This window comes from Butyrivibrio sp. WCE2006, assembly GCF_000701985.1.
Lineage (GTDB): Bacteria > Bacillota > Clostridia > Lachnospirales > Lachnospiraceae > Butyrivibrio.
Window position 1 is genome coordinate 143,302 of the sequence record NZ_JNKH01000003.1, and the last position, 19,848, is coordinate 163,149.

At 39.5% G+C, this 19,848-nt stretch carries 22 protein-coding genes; 21 read left to right on the forward strand and 1 reads right to left on the reverse strand.

The window, feature by feature from the left end:
- Positions 1-30: 30 nt before the first annotated feature.
- The 16 genes from T501_RS03645 to T501_RS03730 all read left to right on the forward strand — a co-directional run bounded on the left by T501_RS03645 (position 31) and on the right by T501_RS03730 (position 14,237).
- Complete coding sequence (locus T501_RS03645) at positions 31-1,071, forward strand: phosphotransferase enzyme family protein (RefSeq protein ID WP_050008114.1); 1,041 nt, start codon at positions 31-33, stop codon at positions 1,069-1,071.
- Positions 1,072-1,225: 154 nt separating this feature from the next.
- Positions 1,226-1,699: a nucleotidyltransferase domain-containing protein gene (locus T501_RS03650; protein WP_044913356.1), complete on the forward strand. Its 474-nt coding sequence runs from the start codon at positions 1,226-1,228 to the stop codon at positions 1,697-1,699.
- Complete coding sequence (locus T501_RS03655; protein WP_442856337.1) at positions 1,677-2,024, forward strand: HepT-like ribonuclease domain-containing protein; 348 nt, start codon at positions 1,677-1,679, stop codon at positions 2,022-2,024. The genes T501_RS03650 and T501_RS03655 overlap by 23 nt, the downstream gene beginning before the upstream one ends.
- 69 nt (positions 2,025-2,093) lie before the next feature.
- Positions 2,094-2,471, forward strand: a complete 378-nt coding sequence (locus T501_RS03660; RefSeq protein WP_026511865.1) for an SdpI family protein — start codon at positions 2,094-2,096, stop codon at positions 2,469-2,471.
- A 120-nt stretch (positions 2,472-2,591) separates the two neighbouring features.
- Positions 2,592-2,879 carry a hypothetical protein gene (locus tag T501_RS03665; RefSeq protein WP_044913358.1) on the forward strand — a complete coding sequence of 96 codons (288 nt, stop codon included), beginning with the start codon at positions 2,592-2,594 and terminating at the stop codon, positions 2,877-2,879.
- A 210-nt stretch (positions 2,880-3,089) separates the two neighbouring features.
- Positions 3,090-3,740, forward strand: a complete 651-nt coding sequence (locus T501_RS03675; protein WP_044913361.1) for a hypothetical protein — start codon at positions 3,090-3,092, stop codon at positions 3,738-3,740.
- A gap of 239 nt (positions 3,741-3,979) precedes the next feature.
- On the forward strand, positions 3,980-4,864 hold the full coding sequence (locus tag T501_RS03680; protein WP_044913362.1) for a DUF6033 family protein: 885 nt from the start codon (positions 3,980-3,982) through the stop codon (positions 4,862-4,864).
- Positions 4,865-4,968: 104 nt separating this feature from the next.
- Positions 4,969-6,219 (forward strand): hypothetical protein, encoded by a 1,251-nt coding sequence (locus tag T501_RS03685; protein ID WP_044913364.1) that lies wholly within the window; start codon positions 4,969-4,971, stop codon positions 6,217-6,219.
- 55 nt (positions 6,220-6,274) lie between these two features.
- The gene (locus tag T501_RS22360; protein ID WP_255347409.1) at positions 6,275-6,571 is read left to right on the forward strand and encodes a LytTR family DNA-binding domain-containing protein; all 297 of its coding nucleotides are present in this window, start codon (positions 6,275-6,277) and stop codon (positions 6,569-6,571) included.
- A 299-nt stretch (positions 6,572-6,870) separates the two neighbouring features.
- Entirely contained in the window at positions 6,871-7,275 is a 405-nt protein-coding gene (locus T501_RS03700) for a helix-turn-helix domain-containing protein (protein WP_442856338.1), read from the forward strand.
- A complete protein-coding gene (locus T501_RS03705; RefSeq protein ID WP_026511858.1) occupies positions 7,275-8,096 on the forward strand; it encodes an ImmA/IrrE family metallo-endopeptidase in 822 nt (273 codons plus the stop codon). Before T501_RS03700 ends, T501_RS03705 begins: the two co-directional genes overlap by 1 nt.
- A gap of 14 nt (positions 8,097-8,110) precedes the next feature.
- A complete protein-coding gene (locus T501_RS03710; protein ID WP_044913366.1) occupies positions 8,111-8,920 on the forward strand; it encodes a hypothetical protein in 810 nt (269 codons plus the stop codon).
- A 187-nt stretch (positions 8,921-9,107) separates the two neighbouring features.
- Positions 9,108-9,785: a response regulator transcription factor gene (locus T501_RS03715; RefSeq protein WP_044913368.1), complete on the forward strand. Its 678-nt coding sequence runs from the start codon at positions 9,108-9,110 to the stop codon at positions 9,783-9,785.
- Complete coding sequence (locus T501_RS03720) at positions 9,778-10,680, forward strand: sensor histidine kinase (RefSeq protein ID WP_044913370.1); 903 nt, start codon at positions 9,778-9,780, stop codon at positions 10,678-10,680. The genes T501_RS03715 and T501_RS03720 overlap by 8 nt, the downstream gene beginning before the upstream one ends.
- Positions 10,681-10,925: 245 nt before the next feature.
- Positions 10,926-11,600: an ABC transporter ATP-binding protein gene (locus T501_RS03725; protein ID WP_044913372.1), complete on the forward strand. Its 675-nt coding sequence runs from the start codon at positions 10,926-10,928 to the stop codon at positions 11,598-11,600.
- Between the two features lie 3 nt (positions 11,601-11,603).
- Positions 11,604-14,237: an ABC transporter permease gene (locus T501_RS03730; RefSeq protein ID WP_044913374.1), complete on the forward strand. Its 2,634-nt coding sequence runs from the start codon at positions 11,604-11,606 to the stop codon at positions 14,235-14,237.
- A 17-nt stretch (positions 14,238-14,254) separates the two neighbouring features.
- Here the strand turns inward: T501_RS03730 and T501_RS03735 are convergent, their stop codons facing one another.
- Complete coding sequence (locus T501_RS03735) at positions 14,255-15,115, reverse strand: LysR family transcriptional regulator (RefSeq protein ID WP_044913376.1); 861 nt, start codon at positions 15,113-15,115, stop codon at positions 14,255-14,257.
- A gap of 175 nt (positions 15,116-15,290) precedes the next feature.
- Between T501_RS03735 and T501_RS03740 the strand changes: the two genes are divergently transcribed.
- The 5 genes from T501_RS03740 to T501_RS03760 all read left to right on the forward strand — a co-directional run bounded on the left by T501_RS03740 (position 15,291) and on the right by T501_RS03760 (position 19,770).
- A complete protein-coding gene (locus T501_RS03740) occupies positions 15,291-16,061 on the forward strand; it encodes an EFR1 family ferrodoxin (protein ID WP_044913378.1) in 771 nt (256 codons plus the stop codon).
- A gap of 25 nt (positions 16,062-16,086) precedes the next feature.
- A complete protein-coding gene (locus T501_RS03745; protein WP_044913380.1) occupies positions 16,087-16,389 on the forward strand; it encodes a recombinase family protein in 303 nt (100 codons plus the stop codon).
- Between the two features lie 498 nt (positions 16,390-16,887).
- On the forward strand, positions 16,888-17,172 hold the full coding sequence (locus T501_RS03750) for an ArdC-like ssDNA-binding domain-containing protein (protein ID WP_026511844.1): 285 nt from the start codon (positions 16,888-16,890) through the stop codon (positions 17,170-17,172).
- 166 nt (positions 17,173-17,338) lie between these two features.
- The gene (locus T501_RS03755; protein ID WP_044913382.1) at positions 17,339-18,874 is read left to right on the forward strand and encodes a methyl-accepting chemotaxis protein; all 1,536 of its coding nucleotides are present in this window, start codon (positions 17,339-17,341) and stop codon (positions 18,872-18,874) included.
- 389 nt (positions 18,875-19,263) lie between these two features.
- Positions 19,264-19,770 (forward strand): nitroreductase family protein, encoded by a 507-nt coding sequence (locus T501_RS03760; protein WP_026490262.1) that lies wholly within the window; start codon positions 19,264-19,266, stop codon positions 19,768-19,770.
- Positions 19,771-19,848: the final 78 nt, after the last annotated feature.

Here is a 19,848-nt window from a genome sequence, read left to right on the forward strand (position 1 = left end):
ACCAAGAAGAAAAGGATTAAAAATAGTCATATGATGAAAAAAGATCTTTTATTCAAAGCGGCACAGCTTTACGGATTCGATACTGCCTCTGCCAAGGAAGTCCCCGGGCATGACGGTGGAAGAAATCAAGTATTTATGATTGGAACTGATTCGGTCCTCAGAGTGTCTTCTCTTTCAGATAGAAGCATTGAGGATTATGAGGCGGAAATCGAGTATGTACATTATCTTTCTGAAGGTGGAGCCAGCGTGGCAGAATCCATTCCCTCAGGGAAAGGTAACCGTATTGAAATTATCGATGAGAAGGTAGTAACCATGTTCGAGACTGCAAAAGGTGATCAGATAGCCGATCATGGTTACCAGTATATTGATGGAGTTTCGATAAACGAGTACTTCTTTCTTACGGGCAAGGTTTTAGGGAAAATACATGCTCTTTCAAAGAACTACAGACCGATTCATAAACGTTTTGATTTCTTCGAGAAGTACAATGAAGACTATTTTGAGAGCCTTATCCCGGATGATTTCTTTTGTTTACATATGAAGAGGGGGCGTCGAGTTAAAGACAGGCTGCATGAAATTCTGGAGGAACTGCGCAAACTTCCACAGAACTCCGAAAACTACGGAATGGTTCACTTTGACTATAGCGATGGAAACTATAACATTGAGTATGATACAGGGAAAATCAATGTATTTGATTTTGATAATTGCCGTACTTGCTGGTATTTATATGATATTGCCAATTTATGGTCCCATGGTCTTGGGTGGATCGCCTGGAATGAAGACGCAGATAAAAGAAGGGCATATATGGAAAATTATATGCAGACAGTCATTAATGGATATCGGACTGAGTGTACCATAACCGATGAAGAACTTGAGCACCTGGAAATGATGGTCAATGTAGTATTAATGGAAAATATCATTGATGCTTTTGAGGTAAAGAAGGCTTCTGGCGAGGAATTCGTTTTCGATGAGGAAGAGAGCTACAATGTGAAGTGCCTTGTGGAGGGGCTCAGCTGGTTTGGCTTCTACAGTGATATTTTTGAAAACGAATCACCTTTTGAGGTAGAGATATAATATCTCATAGTAACCGACATTAAAGCTAAATAAAAGATATACAAATTGAGCAGGTGCAATATTTGCACCTGCTCTTGACATTAAAGTGCAAATATTGCATTATTAAAATGTTTCTAGTGCAAAGTGTGCATTTGAATGCTTGATGAGGTGCAAAATGAGTAAGGTTAAAGAACTAAGATTAGAAAAAAAGCTTACACAACAGCAAGTGGCTGATTTAGTGGGTATTTCACTTAGGTCATATAAATCATATGAGAACGATAAGGAAAAAGAAGGCACCATCAAATATACTTACATTTTGGATAAACTTAAAGCTTTGAATCCAATAGATGAGGAACATGGTATTTTGGATATGGATTTCATCATAGATAAGTGCAAAGAAGTATTTGATGAATATCCTGTGCATTACTGTATTTTGTTTGGCTCTTATGCCAAAGGAAAAGCTACAGAATCCAGTGATTTAGACTTTCTTATTTCTTCTGATGTGAAGGGACTTAAGTTTTATGGGTTAGTTGAAAAACTTAGATTGACCTTACATAAGAAAGTTGATGTTCTTAATCTGGACCAGCTTAAGGATAACCTTGAACTTACTAATGAAATACTTAGGGATGGTATTAGAATTTATGGATAATATTAAAAATGATCATTATTATCTGGAGAAGATAAAGAAAGATATTGCATTTATTGTGACTCATATGAAAGATGTGGATTTGCAGGAACTTAATGAAAATGAAGTTCTTCTAGATTCTATGCTCTTTAGAATGATTCAGATTTCTGAAAATGCTAAGAAACTATCAGCAGAATATAAGAGCGAAAAGTCTGGTCTTCCATGGGATGAAATGTCTGGACTCAGAAATCGTATAGTTCATGATTATGGGAATGTAGATCTTGAAATTGTATATGAAACACTGAAATATGACATTCCAGAGCTTATGGAACAATTGAAAGAAAACTAGAATATCGATTGTCAGTTATATACGAAGTTAAACGCACAATTCAAATTTGTTGGGCAAAGGAGAATAAATATGTGGTTTTATATTATGATATTTATCTGTAACTTATTAATTCCGATTGTCATGCTGATATGTGGATTCTTTATGTCCAAATATCCGCCAAAAGAGATTAATGGAATTATTGGATATAGAACAACTATGTCCAGAAAAAATATGGATACATGGAAGTTTGCACATGATTACTGCGGCAAGTTGTGGCTTAAACTCGGATTGCTGTTATTAATTCCGACAATTATTATTCAGATACCTTTTTCACATTCGAGTGAAAATGCAATTGGATATATGACACTTATTGTTGAAGGAATACAGCTTGTGGCCATATTGGGTTCAATTGTGTTTGTGGAAAGAGCTCTTAAGAAAACTTTTGATGAAAATGGTATCAGGAGATAAATACAAGTTTGTCGCCCTAATTGAATATTGAACGTTACATAGCAGTTATCTCAATCGAGGTAGCTGCTTTTTTACGCTCATTTTGAGCAGTAACTATTCACTATTCAAAGGAGGTAGACAATGGACTACGAGAAATTCAAACAGGACTTGGAGCAGGATGTCTTTACTGATGCTAAAAAGAGAATTGAAGAGTATCCCGGTAACGAAAGACTGAAGTGGCAAGTAGCGACTGTACTTAATGCGGCGAGGCTTTTTAATGAAGTAGCGGATAGCGACCGATATGACGATGTGATATGTTCCTGGTTTTCCGGGTTATTGGAATCAGAGGATTTATCAATAAGAAAATCCGCAGCGGAGGCTCTTTTTCATTTTTATTACAGAAAAGAGGATTATGAAGACCCTGATTAGTAATTGTGATTCTATATCAGATTTTACCAAGTCAAAACTGTTTTCACACCTTTCTTTCAAGCAATACAGTAAAGATTTTTACGAGGAATTACGGTTAGATCTAGTCAAAAGATTCTGTGATGAAGAGACTTTTGGATATATGAGTGGTAATATTTATTGGGAGACTTTAAAAGACAAAAGTCATAAAGAATAAAGATGGGGAATTATTTAATGAAAAAGGTATTGTCTGCAATAACAATATTGGGTCTTAGCATAGGATTACTTGGTTGTGGAAAGAATTTCTCTCTATCAGCAAATACATTTGAGGATGAGCAGATTCAGTTTCCGGAAGTGCATAAATGTTCATTTGTATCATTGACAGAAGATTATGATGAGGAAGAGCAAGAGTGGTATTTAGATTCCAATACATTCAGGCACACCATGAAATATGATTTAAATGATTTTTATCGTCATAATGACAACTATGAAGCAATATATCGAACATATAAGAATGTTCAGGGTAACAGCGCAAATTATACAACTAGCAGGGTAAGCCAGAGCCTGGATGGGCTTAAAGAGCAAGCGGCCGCATTAGAACACTATCACTTCATTGTACTTGATCTTGCGGGTGACGATTTGTTGCCTAACAGCGAAGAGAAGTATCAGACACTGGTTTTTGATGCGGAAACAGGAGATTACTGGGCTGGGAATAGTAGCGATGAATTAACTGTATATGGGAAATGCATCGATGATGAGTATAGCGCTGATTCGGATCTGATTGAGTATGTTGAGGGAAAATGGCCTGTTCCGGAATACATGACTTTTTATGAATACTTATGTTCTATGGATTGGATGCCAGGTGGAAAGACAGATGATCTGTGATTCATAGGCTGGTATTACAGTAATATGGAAGAACTTCAGGATTTGTTTTCTGAAGGCCTTTTTTCGTACAACAATAAGGGTACAAAGAACTTTATATTTTTTTAATATTTTAAGGGTATATTCCGGCAGTAGTTAAGACGATAAAAAATATATAAGAAATGGATAAGTGTCTTACTATGCGCTTTTAGATATATATGAATGAAATGGATGTCGGCTTTTTTACAAGGAGGTAGATCAGTATGACAGGAATTAATGGCATTTCTGCATATCAGCAGATAAATCAGAGTGTCTATAACGAGAAATCGGGAGTGTCTAAGACTCCTAATACAGGTAGGGCAGATCAGGCTGGTTCAGCAAAAAATTCTCAGCAGGCTAAAGTAGAAACAAAAGCGTGGAGTCCGATAGATACCACGAGTTCACTTGTGCCCAGAAAAACTGAATATGGGATGACTATTGGAGATGTGCAGCTTTCCGATAAGGCAAAGGACTACTATAATTCGCTGAAATCAAAATATCATAATATGGAGTTCATTGCTGTCAGCAAGGATATGAAAGCACAGGTCCAGCAGAATGCTGCTTCCTATGGCAATGCCAACAAAATGGTAGTCCTTATAGATGAAGAGAAGCTTGAGCGGATGGCGACGGATGAATCATATCGTAAGAAGTATGAAGGAATCATTGCCATGGCACAGACAAAGATGTCAGAGGCTAAGATGGGACTTGCCAGCAGCGGCGCAAGTGTTAAGAATTTTGGGATGAGTGTTGATTCTAATGGTAAGGAGAGTTTCTTTGCCACTGTAAATAAATCTTCAGATCTTCAGAAAAAGCGTACAGAAAAGAAAGCAGCAGAGAAGAAGGCTCAGAAACTTCAGGAGAAGAAGAAAGCGGAAAAGAAGGCGCAGGAGGAACGTATTCAAAAAGCCAGGGATAAAAAAGCTGAAAAGGAAGATACTGATAAAGATGATTCCAGGATTAAAGATGACGAGGAATATGTAACATTCAAAGCAGATTCCATGGATGAACTTCTCTCCAAGGTGCAGACATACTCATACAATAATGCATCCGGAAAAGTTATGACTCAGACCGAGCAGATGGTAGGAACAAAGATAGATTTCAGAGGCTGATGTTTTATGCACACAGCCGCACAGTGGAAATTGCTGCTATGCAGCGTGCGGCTGGCGCGAGAGAAATCGTATAAATACGATTCCTACATGTTATGAGGTACGGCATGAATATATCATTTATTGCGAATAATCTATATAGTTCACAGTACATGAAGAATGCCCAGGGGAATCTCTATGCTCAGAAGACTGACGGAGCCATGAAAAATACAGTCATGGGGAAAATGACGGTAAATCCTTTTGTATCAAGCTTTGACAGAAGAACAGACAATGAGGTTAATGATCGAAAAGGATTATCACAGCAGATGCGGCAGATGATACGCTCACTGAAGCAGGATTCTCAGCAAGATCAGAATAATAAAAAAATAAATGATTTTCTGACATCATCCGGTTCCCCGGATGCAGCAGAGGAAGAGACAGCGCCTAAGCCGACCTATAATTATAAAGAGGTTGCATCCAAAATACAGAGTGCCAAGACATCAAACAGTGCCGGGCAGGCAGTACTGGCAGCAAAAAGAGCTGTGACGCAGATAAAGAGAAAGATTTCTGCGGGGGATGGTGATCCTGAGGAACTACAGTTTGCTTTAACCCATGCAAAGCGCATGGAAATGGTGGCAAGGAAAAAGAAACATCATCTGGAGCTGGAAGAAATGGTGGCTCGTGCTCAGAAGCAGGATGAGCGCCTTGACGAACAGGAAGATGCTGTTCGGGGTATTCAGAGTGCCATAACACAGGCAGAGGAAGAAAAGATAACTGAGAAAGAAGACCAAATCTTCGATGAGCGCGAGGAGATGCTGGAGGAAGTCACCATCCGCGAAGCGGATTTAAGATGTGACGACCGAAATGCCGCCGAACAAAGTGAGGGGGCGGTTCAGTTGCAGGGAGTCACCATCCGCGAAGCGGATTTAAGATGTGACGACCGAAATGCCGCCGAACAAAGTGAGGGGGCGGTTCAGTTGCAGGATGTCCTCTCGCAGATAGAAGAAAGCGGGGCTAATGTTTCGGATGAAATGATGGCAGACCTGAACAAGATGATCTCTGAATTTGGCGAGAAAGAACTGGAAGAGTTGGAAGAGACCATGGAGATGCTTGAAGATATGGAAGTCGTAGATCCGCATATGAGCAAAGAGGATTTTGAGGATCTAAAGCGGAAGCACAGGGCTTCGGAAAACAAGGCTATTGTAAAAGCAAATATGGAATATCTTAAAGATATGATCAAGCATGAGCTTGGAAAAGCAGGGAGTATTCCCGGTATGGGAGGTGGACAGTCAGCTTCTGCAGTGCAGGGGGTAACCGTATCAATGCCGGCAATGGCAGCTCCGGTTTCAGATGGGGGTTCGATTGATGTTCAGATTTAAACAGTATGGTTAAAAGTTATATTGTTAATGTAAAGTCGGATGGAAAAATATTTCTATCCGGCTCTTTTTTGCCCTTTCAGATATTGTTTTTGCAGAAGTGTATGGTGCCAAGATAATCGTACATACAAGAACTGATGAAATTGAATATTATGGACATCTATCAGAACTAGAAAAGCTTGTAGGTGATGATTTTTTAAGGACTCATAGAGGATATCTTGTAAATCTACGATTTGTAAAGAGGTATGATTCGGGAACGTGCTATATGGCAAGGGGTGAAGCACTTATCTCAAAACAAAACTATCCGGTTTTTGTAAAAGCCCTGATGGATTACAACAAAAAGAGAGCGGAGTAAGGTATTACTTCAAAAATTATAGAGGTGAAGAGAATTAATGATTACTGAAGCCATGTGGGACCAGGTAAATAATATATCGATGATTGCAAATGTGCTGTTAAATGCAGTGCTTGTTTCGGTTTTTTACATACCTTTTTTGAGAAGAAGAGTGCGCACAGTTATACTTGTTATTAAAGGGAACTATACTGAAATTTTAGTAACTCTATTGGTGACTACTGCAAGCAGATATAATCAAAAGTATATGTAATATTGACTATTATAAGGGGCGGATGTACGATATAAGTGTAAAAACCTATTACATGCAAACGATAGGAGGAACACTTTTCATGATTGATATGAATATGATGATCGCAGGCAATATACTTGCACTGCTTAAGAAACAGAATAAAAAACAGACAGATCTTGCAGAAGCACTTGGGACAAATAAGCAGACGGTGAATAAGATGCTTAATGGTGCACGCATGATTAATGCCATTGAACTTAAGTCTATAGCTGAATACCTTGGTGTAAGGATGGAGGAACTCACAAGGATTTCTCCTGAATATGGGGATACTGATATTGTCCATGCTTTTATGGGCAAAGTTCAGTCTGAAGAGGCAAGACAGGCACTGAAAATAGCTGATGAACTTTCAGATATGATTCTTTTCCACAAGAGAGTACGTGAAAATGGAAATGCCATGATGCAGCCTTGGGGGAATGACTAATGGGGAATATATTAGAAGAAAGCCTGTTTGGCAAGCAGCCTAAACAGTTTGAGAGCATAAATGCTTTGGCAAAGGCTTTTTCTGTAAATTATTGTGGAAGCACGATTATCCGTGATTCCATATTTAGCATTGCTGAAAACTATGCCAGAAAAAGGGAATTAACGCTGGAAGTGCTCAGATATCCTTTTAAGGATGATGAATTATGGGCATTTACCTTTGTAAAAAAGGGAACAATATTTCTTTGCATCAATTCCGGCTTGGCTCTTTGTAAACAGATATTTGCTGTTGCTCATGAGCTGTACCACATTCACTGCTATGCTGAAGATATAGACCCTAGTACCATAGCAAGCGGCTCATTATTGGATTCAAAAACTGCGGATGATACTGCGAAATCTCAGGAGGATCTTGAGGCAAACGCTTTTGCTGGATTACTTCTAATGCCTGACGGAATATTGGTTGAGCAGATCAAACTATATGGTATTGCTGCGGATAAGATATCTGTTGATGATGTCCTTATCTTGATGGAATTGTTTGCACTTCCGTACAAGGCGGTGGTACTGAGGCTTGTTGAGAACCATGATATTTCAAATAGTAAAGCCAAAGAACTACTGGAATGTGACTCTGATTATGTTTTAGAAAGAATTAAACTTACGGGTAAAGCTTTAAAATGGCAACAAAATAGTAAGGATCTTTCATATCTTGGAAGTCTCCTTGATGATATGGAGTACAACAAAGAACAGGAACTTCTGACAGAAAGCCGTGAGAAATCGGATATGGAGTATTTGGAAAAAATCAGAAAGGGCTTTCTCGCGGAAGGCTAAGAGGTGGGCATTTGATGAAAGAGAAATATGCTCTTCTTGATACTGATTTTATTTCCAAGACGCATTTGATCCGTAAGGATGAAGAGAATAAGCTGATTGATCGTATAACGGAGATGCCGGGGTATCGCTTCTATTGTCATGAACAGATAAAAACAGAATTCCAAAGGCATAATATTGCAGGCTCTCCTGAGTGGCTTGAGAAAAAGATATCATCTGGAGTGGTTCATTGTATTACAGACGAAGAGATTGTTGATGAACTAAAGGTTATATACTCAGATTCAGCAGTGGCCATGTATTCCAATATGTTGAAAAATGGGTGTGAGGCATATAGAAGCGGATATTTTGAAGAACAGTTTAAGAGACTCCAGGGTGTTGATTATATGAAGACTACAAAAGAACAGTTTTTGAAGGAGCTTTCGGAAGACTGTGACGATATAGGACCTGGTAATAATCTCGGAGAGCTTAAAAGTTATGTCCTTCTTCAGACGCTTAGTATAAAATTTGGCGAGCAGATATATGTCTTTTGTTCGGATGATAGAAATGCTCGAAATGGAATAGTAAGTCTTGGAGGTGCAAGGTGCATCAGTGTGTTATCATCGTTTATGCGGCTTAATGTGGATGCTAACATGACAAGAGAAGAGGCGCAGCCGTATTTGGACTCGTATCTTGAAGAAAGCCGGAAGAATAAACAGACCACTTTTAGAGTTCATGACACATCAAAAGAAATGCGATATTGCAGAGTGCCTTGCGAACAGGTAATAGATGAAATGTATGCCGGTAAATTTGATGTGTTGCTGAATGGTAATCTAAGATATAAGGAATAGGATTATATAAAAAATGAAGGGCAGTGTTCTGCACGATAACAAGTATTTGATGTTGTGATATCATAGAAGCATGTGTTTTGGTAATGAAAATGCATGCTTTTTTGCGCATTAAAAGATTATCGTGTGAAAATGATGTTAAAACACGCCTTTGGAATATGACACAAAAGATGTTATTAGGTGAGGAGCTATGGAACAGATTCTTATTGTTGAGGACGATATAACTTTAAATCAGGGGCTATGTAAGGCTTTAAAAGAAAATGACAGGCAGATTGTTTCTTGTGAGTGCATAAGTGAAGCAAAAGAACAGTTGTCTCTTGGTACAGTTTCTTTTGTGCTTTTGGATATCAATCTTCCGGATGGAAGTGGATTGGACCTGTTAAAGGAAATAAAAGGAAAAACACCCAATGTACCGGTAATTCTTTTAACTGCTAATGATACTGATAAGGATATAGTCACAGGTCTTGAGCAGGGAGCGGATGATTATATTACAAAGCCGTTCTCCCTTGCTGTTCTGCGTGCGAGAGTAAATACCCAGCTGCGAAAGACTAATCATGGAAATGAGTCAGGTGTATTTGCTGATGGTATTTATGTGTTTGACTATAATAACATGGCTTTTTCTGTAAATTGTAAAACTGTGGAATTATCAAAAACAGAGCAGCGTCTGTTAAGAGTACTGACAGACAATGCAGGGCTGACCGTAAAAAGAGAAACGCTGATAGACAGACTCTGGACTGATGGGGCTGAATATGTTGATGAGAATGCATTATCTGTTACTGTAAAAAGGCTTAGGGATAAGCTTTCTGCGCAGGAAAAGATTAAAACAGTATATGGGATAGGCTATAGCTGGGTGAAAGAGAATGGATAAACTTATTATTGTTATCGGTATTTGCCTTATGATTGTCGCCTGCATAGCAATCGTAATTAACAGAGTAAAAACCAGGAAATTATTTGACTCCCTGGAAAGCATGATTCATACGGCAATGAATGGGGAGTTTGCACCGGAGCATTTTGATGAGGGGCGGTTATCTAAACTGGAGTCGGAACTGTCGGATTTTTTAAGCGCATCTTCCATCTCTGCACAGAACGTTAAGGATGAACGTGATAAGATAAAATCCCTTATTTCAGATATTTCCCATCAGACCAAAACACCAATCTCAAATCTTATTCTATATAGTGAACTGCTTGAAAGTGCTGATCTTACCGGCGATGAAAAATCAAATGTCGAAGCTATACATGCACAGGCAGAAAAACTAAGGTTCCTGATAGACAGTCTTGTAAAACTGTCAAGGCTGGAAAACGGGATTCTGTCACTTGAGACTGATAATGAAGAGCTTAATCCATTATTAAAGGATGTTGCCATACAGCTTCGGGAAAAGGCTGAGGCTAAGGACATAAAACTGGAGATTAAAGATACTGATGCAAGGGCACTTATTGATAAGAAATGGACGCAGGAAGCAATTGTAAATATCGTAGATAATGCTATCAAGTATACTGATCAGGGAAGTATTACGATCAGTACAAAGGATTACGAAATGTTTGCCTGCGTAGATATCAGTGACACCGGCATAGGTATTCCTGAGGAAGAATCAGCAAAAGTATTCCAGCGTTTTTATCGCGGAAGCAATGTGAAATCGAAGGAAGGTGTTGGGATTGGCCTACATCTTGCCCGAGAGATAATATCAGGTGAAGGAGGCTACATTAAGTTAAGCTCTAAGCTGGGAGAAGGAACTACGTTTTCGGTTTTCCTTCCGAAAAAGTGAAATATGACAAAACTGTAAGATTTAAAGTAATGTCTTGAAAGATTCTGGAAAGATTTGTATGTGATAATCATCTGTAGAGGAGATCGGTAGATTCCTGAATGCATTTTCCTTTTTGCATTCAAGAAGTCATTCTCCTTTACAGGTGATTTTTATATGCGCAGCTCGCGGAGAGGAGTATATTGCTAAAGCAATCCGCTCACGCGCAAGTATTTTGCAAGCAAAATTCATTATAGTGGAGGCTCAGAATGGAAATATTACGTGTATCAGATCTGAGAAAAACATATGGAAAAGGTGATACAGCAGTAGAGGCACTGAAAGGGATTAACCTTTCGGTACAAAAGGGAGAGTTTATTGCAATAGTTGGTACATCAGGGAGCGGTAAGTCAACTTTGCTGCATATGCTTGGAGGGCTTGACCGCCCGACTTCAGGATCTGTTTCAATCGATGGAAAAGATATTTTTACTTTAAAAGATGAAGAACTGACCATATTCCGCAGAAGGAAGATTGGCTTTGTATTCCAGTCTTTTAACCTTGTCCCGGTTCTTTCTGTATATGAGAACATTGTGCTACCGATAGAACTTGATGGTAATGTCCCTGACAAGGAGTTCGTGGATCAGATTATTGATACCTTGGGGCTCACAGAAAAGAGGAATGCTTATCCTAATCAGCTTTCCGGAGGACAGCAACAGCGTGTTGCAATTGCAAGAGCATTATCTTCAGCACCGCAGGTCATTCTGGCAGACGAGCCCACAGGAAACCTTGATTCAAAGACAAGCCAGGATGTATTGGGGCTTCTTAAGGTCATTGGGGAGAAGTATTCACAGACCATCATCATGATCACGCATAATGATGAGATTGCTCAGATGGCTGACCGGATTATAAGGATTGAAGACGGCCTTATAGTGTCAAAAGAGGTGTGAGGTATGAGGAACGACAGAAGGATGAAGGGACCAAGGGTCAATAATAGGAAAGTTATAAGAAAAATAGCATTAAAAACAGTAAAAGCGAATCATAGAAAAAGTATGGTGGTCATAGCTGCGATTGCGCTTTGTACATTTATGTTTACAGCTCTTTTCACAATTGGAGGAAGCATAGTATCAAAATTTCAGGAATCAACTGCAAGACAATCGGGAGGTACATCTGATGCAAGTATTAAGAACCTCACTGAGGATGAATATAACAGGATTGCAGCTGATTCAAAGCTGAAAGAAGTATCAGAGAGAATATATGTCGGAAATGTTGTGAATCAGGAACATTTAAAACTGTATACTGAGGCAAACTATTGCGATGAAACAAGCGCTAAAAAGGGGTTCTGTTATCCTGAAGTAGGCTATCTTCCGGTAAAAGAGGACGAAATTGCAGTCAGCAGCCTGATCTTGCAGGCTTTTTGTATGGATGCGAGAAATACTTCTGAATATGAATTATTGATTGGGAGTATTCTTCCTCTGCAGATTGAAACCGGAAAAGGTATTATAAAAAAAGAATTCAGGATTTCAGGAATCTACACCGGCGACAGGATATCCATGGCTCAAATGGTATTGGTATCTAAGACTTTTCAGGACAAATATTCTCCGACACCGACGGTTTCGTTTTATGAAGATGGTTTCATGGGAACTGTGGATGATCTTTATGGAAGAATTTGCGCAGATATAGACTTTTATTCTCCGTTTGATGTCAGTGGCCAGACATATAAAACTGTTGTAAGGAATGGTCTTCCGGATAATACAGAGATTGGTGTTAACTGGGCATCATCAGTGGGAACAATGGACCTTACTACTGTTTTACTGATGATAACAATGCTTGCAACATTTTTTGTTTCGGGATATCTCATCATCAGCAACGTATACAGGATAAATATCTATACTGACATACGCTCATATGGGCTTCTTAAAACAGTTGGAACCAGTAGCAGACAACTTAGAAATATAGTGAAATGGCAGTCTGTTTATCATGCTGTGCCCGGGATTATCATGGGCGTGATAGGAGGATTGATTGTTGGCAGCCTGCTTCTTCCTCTTGTCATGAGACAGCTTGTATTCTCGGAAACAACTGACAATAAGGCTGTGATCAATGTCTGGGTATTGGCTTTTTCAATTCTCTTTTCCTATATCACAGTAAGGTTATCGGTAAGGAAAGCAGTTAGGCTTGCATCAAAGGTAACACCTATAGAAGCCCTCAGATATACTGAGAATGTCAGCGCCTGCAAAACAAAGAAGCATAATGGGAAGTTTACTCCTGTGAGTTTTGCTTTAAGGAATGTTTTTAGGGAAAAGAAACGCTGCTTTTATGTTGTGCTCTCCCTTGCACTGTCGCTGGTTGTGTTAAACAGCGTATATACGATGATCATCGGATTTGACGAGAGTAAATATATATCTAATTATGTCAAAACGGACTTTTCAGTTGCAGATGCTATAACAGATAATCTTGGAGCAACCGGGCAGACTTATGACGGGGTTACCGATTCCTTTATCAGTGAACTTAAGAAGCAGGATGGGATTCTGGACATAGGAAATATATATGCTGAACAGTATTGCTATCAGGAACTGGGTGACAGGGATTTTGCTCGTTTTAAGGAAAGGCTTCTTGATAATGAAAATGTAGATACATGGATGAGGGATGGGGCTTCATATGCTGCCGGTGATGGAGAAATCGAATATCTGAATGAGAGCACTGGAACGGTTGCCAAAGTTTATGGTATGGATGATTATGCTGTCCGTAATCTGGATTTTGTTCAGGGAAAATATGATGCAGATAAATTTAAGACCGGTAAATATATCATCGTAAACGAGTATAATAACGGAGGCGATAAAGAGAGTAGCCTTGTTCCATATTTTCTGCCGGGTGAGACCATTGCTGTAAATAACAATGCAGGAGAGACAAGAGAATATGAAGTTTTGGCAACAGTAAGCATCCCTTTTTCTATGAGAATACAGTACTATACGGATATGGACGTTAATTATGTTCTACCGTCAGAAGAATTTCTGGATTTCTTTGGAGACAGAACACCTATGAGAACTCTCGTGGATACTACTGATGAAGCGGAACCTGTTATAGAAAAATGGATGGCGGATTATACAAGTAATGCCGAGCCATCACTAAAATATTCATCAAGAGCTGTATACAGAAAAGAATTTGATGGACTGATAGGTATGTTCAAGGTTGTAGGCGGACTTTTGACATCAGTGCTTGCACTTATAGGTATTCTGAACCTGATAAATACCCTTGTGACATCAGTGCTTTCAAGAAGACTTGAACTTGCCATGCTTGAGGCTGTTGGTATGACAAAACGCATCCAGAGGACAAGTATCTGTTTTGAGGGCATCGTATATGGTGGATTGGCATTGATTTTTGGAATGATTCTTAGCAGCGTATTTTCGGTTCTTTTAGTAAAGAGTATTGGAATGGAGATGTGGTTTTATACATATAGATTCTCTCTGATGCCAATTATGATTGTGACACCGGTTATTCTAATGGTAGCGATGATCATTCCGGTGGTGATCTATAGCAGAACTATGAAGGAGACTGTAGTTGAGCGATTGAGGTTAGCGGATGCCTGAAAATGTGTTAACTCAGGTCAGTTCCTTGTTTCTTCGATAAATTTCAGAAATGCATTGACTGCATCTGACTGTGCTTCTCGTTTCTTCCAGATCAGCAGAGGCGTAGCCCATTTGCAGGGAGTAATCGCAACGAACGTGAGTCCTTCCCTCAGGAGGTCCGGATCTTCGAAGCACAGCATGGGGCCAAGCCCCTGCTTTACAAGCTGGATGGCATTATGTGCCAGGGTATAGACAGCGGCTATGTCCGGACTTTTGGAAAACCAGCCGGTCAATTCCCTGTAATATACCTGGTTTTCCGGAATGATCAGGGATTCCTTTTCAAGGTCTTCGGCTCTGATCTGTTCCCGCAATGCAAGAGGATGGTCATTCTTTACTAGAACACCCCAGCATGCTTTACCCGGGTACTCCAGGCTTTCGAAGAGCTCTGTACTGACGGATCGGGTCAGCAGCCCCAGATCAAGAACTCCCTTTTCCACATCCTCACGGATTTCCTCGGCATTTCCAGACTGAATATGAAAACAGATTCCGGGCTGCAGGCGGCGGAAGTCCCGGATCTGTTCCGAAAGCTTTGAAAAAGCCGGGATCTCTCCTGATCCGATGTATATATCACCTTTTAGAAATTTCTGATCCTTTTCCCGGTTAACTGCTTTTCTGTAGATTCTCAGTATATCCGATGCTGTTTCCATGAACTGTCTGCCTTCATCAGTCAGAGTTACAGATCTGTTCGTCCTCAAGAACAGCTGCCGGCCAAGCTCATTTTCCAGTTCCTGGATCCTTCTGGAGACTGTTGGCTGAGACAGATGCAGCAGTTCCGCTGCCTTTGTGATATTTCTTTCTTCTGCTGCCATCATAAAGATCTCAAGACTTATCATATCCATGCATATGTCCCCATGCTTTCTCTATAGTGATACAAGTATAGCATAGTGGGCGGTTTATCACCATTCTGATATTTGATTTTTGTATGACAGATTATTTGAAATTGTTATTTTGCATGGTTCATTGGAGGAGTTATAATGAATTCATCAAGTAAAGAAAAGGAAAAGGAAATCTGAGATGATCTTATTTTTTTCAGCAACCGGAAACAGTCTCTATGCAGCGAAGCAGCTGGATCAGGAACTTGTCAGCATTCCCCAGGAAATGAAAAAGACAAACCGGCATTATACTGCCGATAAGATCGGGATTGTCTGCCCGCTTTTTGAGTTTGAGATCCCGTCTATGGTGAAGGATTTCATCCGTGATTCAGAATTTGAAACAGAATATTTTTATCTGGTTGTGACCTACGGCTGCCATCACGGTGGGGTTGCCGGCCGTACCCAGGAATTTCTTTCATCTATCGGGAAAGAAGCGAATTATATCAATACCATTATCATGCATGACAACGCAATTATAGTATTTGATATGAATCAGCAGAGACAAATCGAAGGTGAAAAGAAAGTTGACGAGCATCTTGCACTGATCAAAGCTGACATCGATACAGAAAAGCACTATATTCAGGCTGCGTCAAAGGAAGAAACGGATTTTTATAATAACTACATGCACTTCAAAGAACAAGCCGGCCCGATGTATTCCTTCCCGCTTTACCGCGTAAATGAACGCTGCGTCGGCTGCGGTACCTGCAGCCGTATCTGTCCACGAGGATGTATCCGGTTGGAAAACAAACGCCCGGACTATAATTACACGAATTGCATAAACTGTATGGCATGCATCCAGGCCTGCCCTACAAAAGCCCTGCAGTTTGCCACAATAAATGAGCCCAACCCGGAAGCCCGATACAGAAATGTTCATATCACACTGCAAGAGCTTATAGAGGCTAATCAGCAGTAATGGTGTTCGTAAAATTCAGGACATCATGGAGCAGGAGGGTCGAAAGACTGCAACAGGGCTTACCAGATGGCAGTCTGGTTACATCAATAGAATGCTTAGCAATCCTTTTTATTGCGGTAGAATTGTTTATCGTAAGCAATATGTTCCTGATTATCTGGTTCAAAAGAAAATCAATAATTATGGAGATGTTGAAAAGGTTTATGTAGAAGGCACCCATGAAAAGCTTGTTTCGCCAGAAGATTTTGATCGGGCTCAGGAGTTAAGAGCAAAACATCGAATCGGAAAGCGTGATAAGAGAGGTAACCATCTTCTGCAGGCATGCCATTAATCAAAAGCATCAGATCTCCACGTCTGTTATTCAAGATTGGTGACTTTGTATTAAGATGCGGCTGCTGAACAATCTGATACCGACTTTCACCGTAAGCAATTTCTTGACGGTCATAGATTTTCAAGCTGACCTCTTTACCAAAATGCAACTCATCGTCAGGATTATCTCTAGTTATGGAAACACTTCTTCCATTAATAAAACACAGGGGAGGATGAGTAATGGCCAGACTATCGAGATTAGTTGAATATGCGAAACGCATGGGAGGGCAGGCTGACAAGCCTGCTCTTTTTATGATATAGGAAATTTCTCCGAAATTCCTATATCATAAAAAGCGCTCCGCTATGGATGCGCACTCGCGCGATAGGAATATGTTGCCTTCAGCAACCGCGCTCGGCGCGAGAATGTCGCAAGCGACATTCTTTCTTGTTAAGGACAAGCTTTCTGAGATGAAAGAAAAGTCTAAAGAAGTGAATAAAAAGGTGAAGGAGGATTCGTGATATGGCATATGATACAAGCACTTTTGACCCGAAGGCAGCTGCCGAGGCAAGGAAAGCTGAGATGGAAGCAATGACTGCCAAGCTGGAGAACGGTGTTAAGGATGTTTTCTCAAGTGACGGGTATAAAGAGTATTTGAATTTTTGCGCAAAACTACCCAGGTATTCTGTGAATAATCAGATCCTTATCATGCTTCAGAAACCGGAAGCAACCATGTGTCAGTCCTTTGGTGGCTGGAAAGATATGAATCGTCATGTGAAGAAGGGCGAAAATGCTGCATGCAATTAAATGCTGGAAAGACAGGTAATACAATGTGAAATAAATAATTCATTTCAACGCAGAGTTTTTTAATAATAATTTAAGAGATATTTACTTATGAGGATTTGCGGAATTTAGTAAAATAGTTGTGACAATATGGTTAACATAAACCATTTATCTCAGGAGGTAATTATCAATGAATAAAAAATCTGCTTTTGAAGTATACCTGTCTGCGGTTTTTAAATGGGGTATTACTGCACTGGTATCGGCCTGTATGTTTGCTACAGCAATGTTCATAGTAGAAAAGACAATTGGCTTTTATCAGGTTATCCCTTGGATCGCAGTAATAATTTTCGGTATCATGGATGTGTGTTTCTTTATTACAGGAATGCTGATTCTTAAGTCTTCATTTGATGAAGATGGATATTTAAAAGATGGAAAACTTCAAATAGGAAAGATTTTCTGCTCAGTTGTTCTTATCCTTCAGTGGAACTACATTATTTACATGGTTCCGACCAGAACATTCTGGGGATTTTTATGTTTCTTCCTGATACTTATCGGATTCTTTATGGATATTAAGCTACTGTCCGTTACCGGCAGTATTTGTATTGTTTCTATGTTTATTGCATGGTTTGTCAGAGGCACAGCTCTTTTGCCAGTAAAAGACGAACTCTTTATTACAGATGTAATCATGTGTGTTGTAGGCCTTGTGCTTTCGTTAGCCGGCCTTGTAATGTTCTTATTCTTTGTTTCACACTTTTTGATTACTGCCAAAAAGGATGAGCTTGAAGAGAACAACAGGCGTGTTACAGGTGTTATGGATGCTGTTCGTTCAATATCTTCCAAGATGGTAACTGCAGGAACAACTCTTTTGGATATCTCATCAAGTGAGAGCGCTTCAGCAGAAGAGCTATCAGCAACAAGTGATGAGCTTGTTAAAAACAGTAATATTCTTGGTAATAAAGCAGATGAGAGTATGGCAAACTTGTCAGAGCTTAATGATTGCGCAAGCATTGTAGAAGAAAATGTTGAGACTGTTGAGAAGACATCTGACAACCTTCTTAAGAAGTCAAAAGAAAATGAGAAATCATTAAATGATCTTCAGGGAATAAATTCTGAAGTTTCTGATTCTATGGCAGTTACAACAGATATTGCAGACAGACTTCTAAAGGCAGTAGAAGAAATTGGAACAACGCTTGAACTTATTCAGGGAATTTCGTCATCAACAAGCCTTCTTGCTCTTAATGCTTCAATTGAGGCCGCAAGAGCGGGTGATGCTGGAAAGGGATTTGCTGTTGTAGCAACTGAAGTTGGTAAGCTTGCAGAAAACACGCAGAGCTCACTTAAGGACGTTGGTGCAATAATTGAAAGAGTTCAGAAGAACGTAGAAGAGATTACAGGACAGGTTGAGATAAATGCCAATAAGCTTGCTGAACAGAATGAACAGTTTAAGACAGTATTTGGCGACATAAGTGAAATGACTACAATGCTGAATGATTCGGTTAATGCAATTGAAGAGATGAATGAGGCACATAAACGCCAGTCAGAAATCATCAAAAAAACTGTTGAGATTAACCAGAATATCGCAGAGAGTATCAGAAGTGAGAACGAGCAGTTTGTGGCTATCAGTACCATGGCTGGAAATAATGCTACAAATACTGAGCATGTTGCACAGCAGGCTAGTGCAATCAATGACATGGTTGATGAGATTAATCGTCTTCTAAATTATTAAAAAGATGTGAGTGTCAAAAGACTGTGCCTTCTAAAAAAGAGGGCACAGTTTTTTTATTTAATACGAGGAAATTGCGCCTTGTCGGCGCAACCTTGAATAAAAGGTCGGACAAGACCGGGCCATGCAAAGCGGAGGTATGCAGAGTATTATTATCAGTCTACCTCATCAAAGAATTCATCATCTTCGTGCATAAAGTAAGAAATTTTTCACTGACATTTTTAAAATTCATCCCGTATAATTCAGGATGAGTTATTTAACTTATACTTAGTAAATTCGCCGGAGGAACGAGATTCATGAAATTTGCTATGTTACTGTGGAGTTTTGGATTTTTTGAATAACTGACATATCTTTTAAATAACAGAATCAATGTAGCAAAGGAGATTATAGATATGGAATTTAATAAAGTTATTCAGAAGAGAGAGTCTGTTCGTAAGTACAGCGATACAAAGCCAACAGAAGATCAAGTGAAATATATTCTAGAAGCGGGGCGCTTAGCACCAACAGCTTTTAATAAACAACCACAACGAGTGTATATACTAAAAAGTGGAGAAGCTCTTCAGAGGATGGACAGTGTTCATCCATGCCGTTATGGAGCACCGATGGTAATTCTAGTATGTTCCGATAAAAATGCTGCAAGTAATTTTCAGGGTGGAAATAGCTATTTGACAGATGGTGTTATTGCAGCAACACATATGATGCTGGCAGCAACAGATATAGGATTGGATACATGTTGGGCTGGAGTGAATGATGTTCTTAAAACACAGAAGGTTTTTGACCTGCCAGAAAACATCTATCCTATTTGTTTCCTGGATTTGGGATTTCGCGCTAGCGATTTCAAAGGTGTATCTAGCGATAAAAAAAGGAATCCAATTGATTCAATGGTAACTATTTTATAAAAAATTGCGGCGTAGCCTTAGGGCGATTGTAAAGCAGGAGTCATAACCTGCCGCCGTATTTACTCCTGAAGAGGAGTA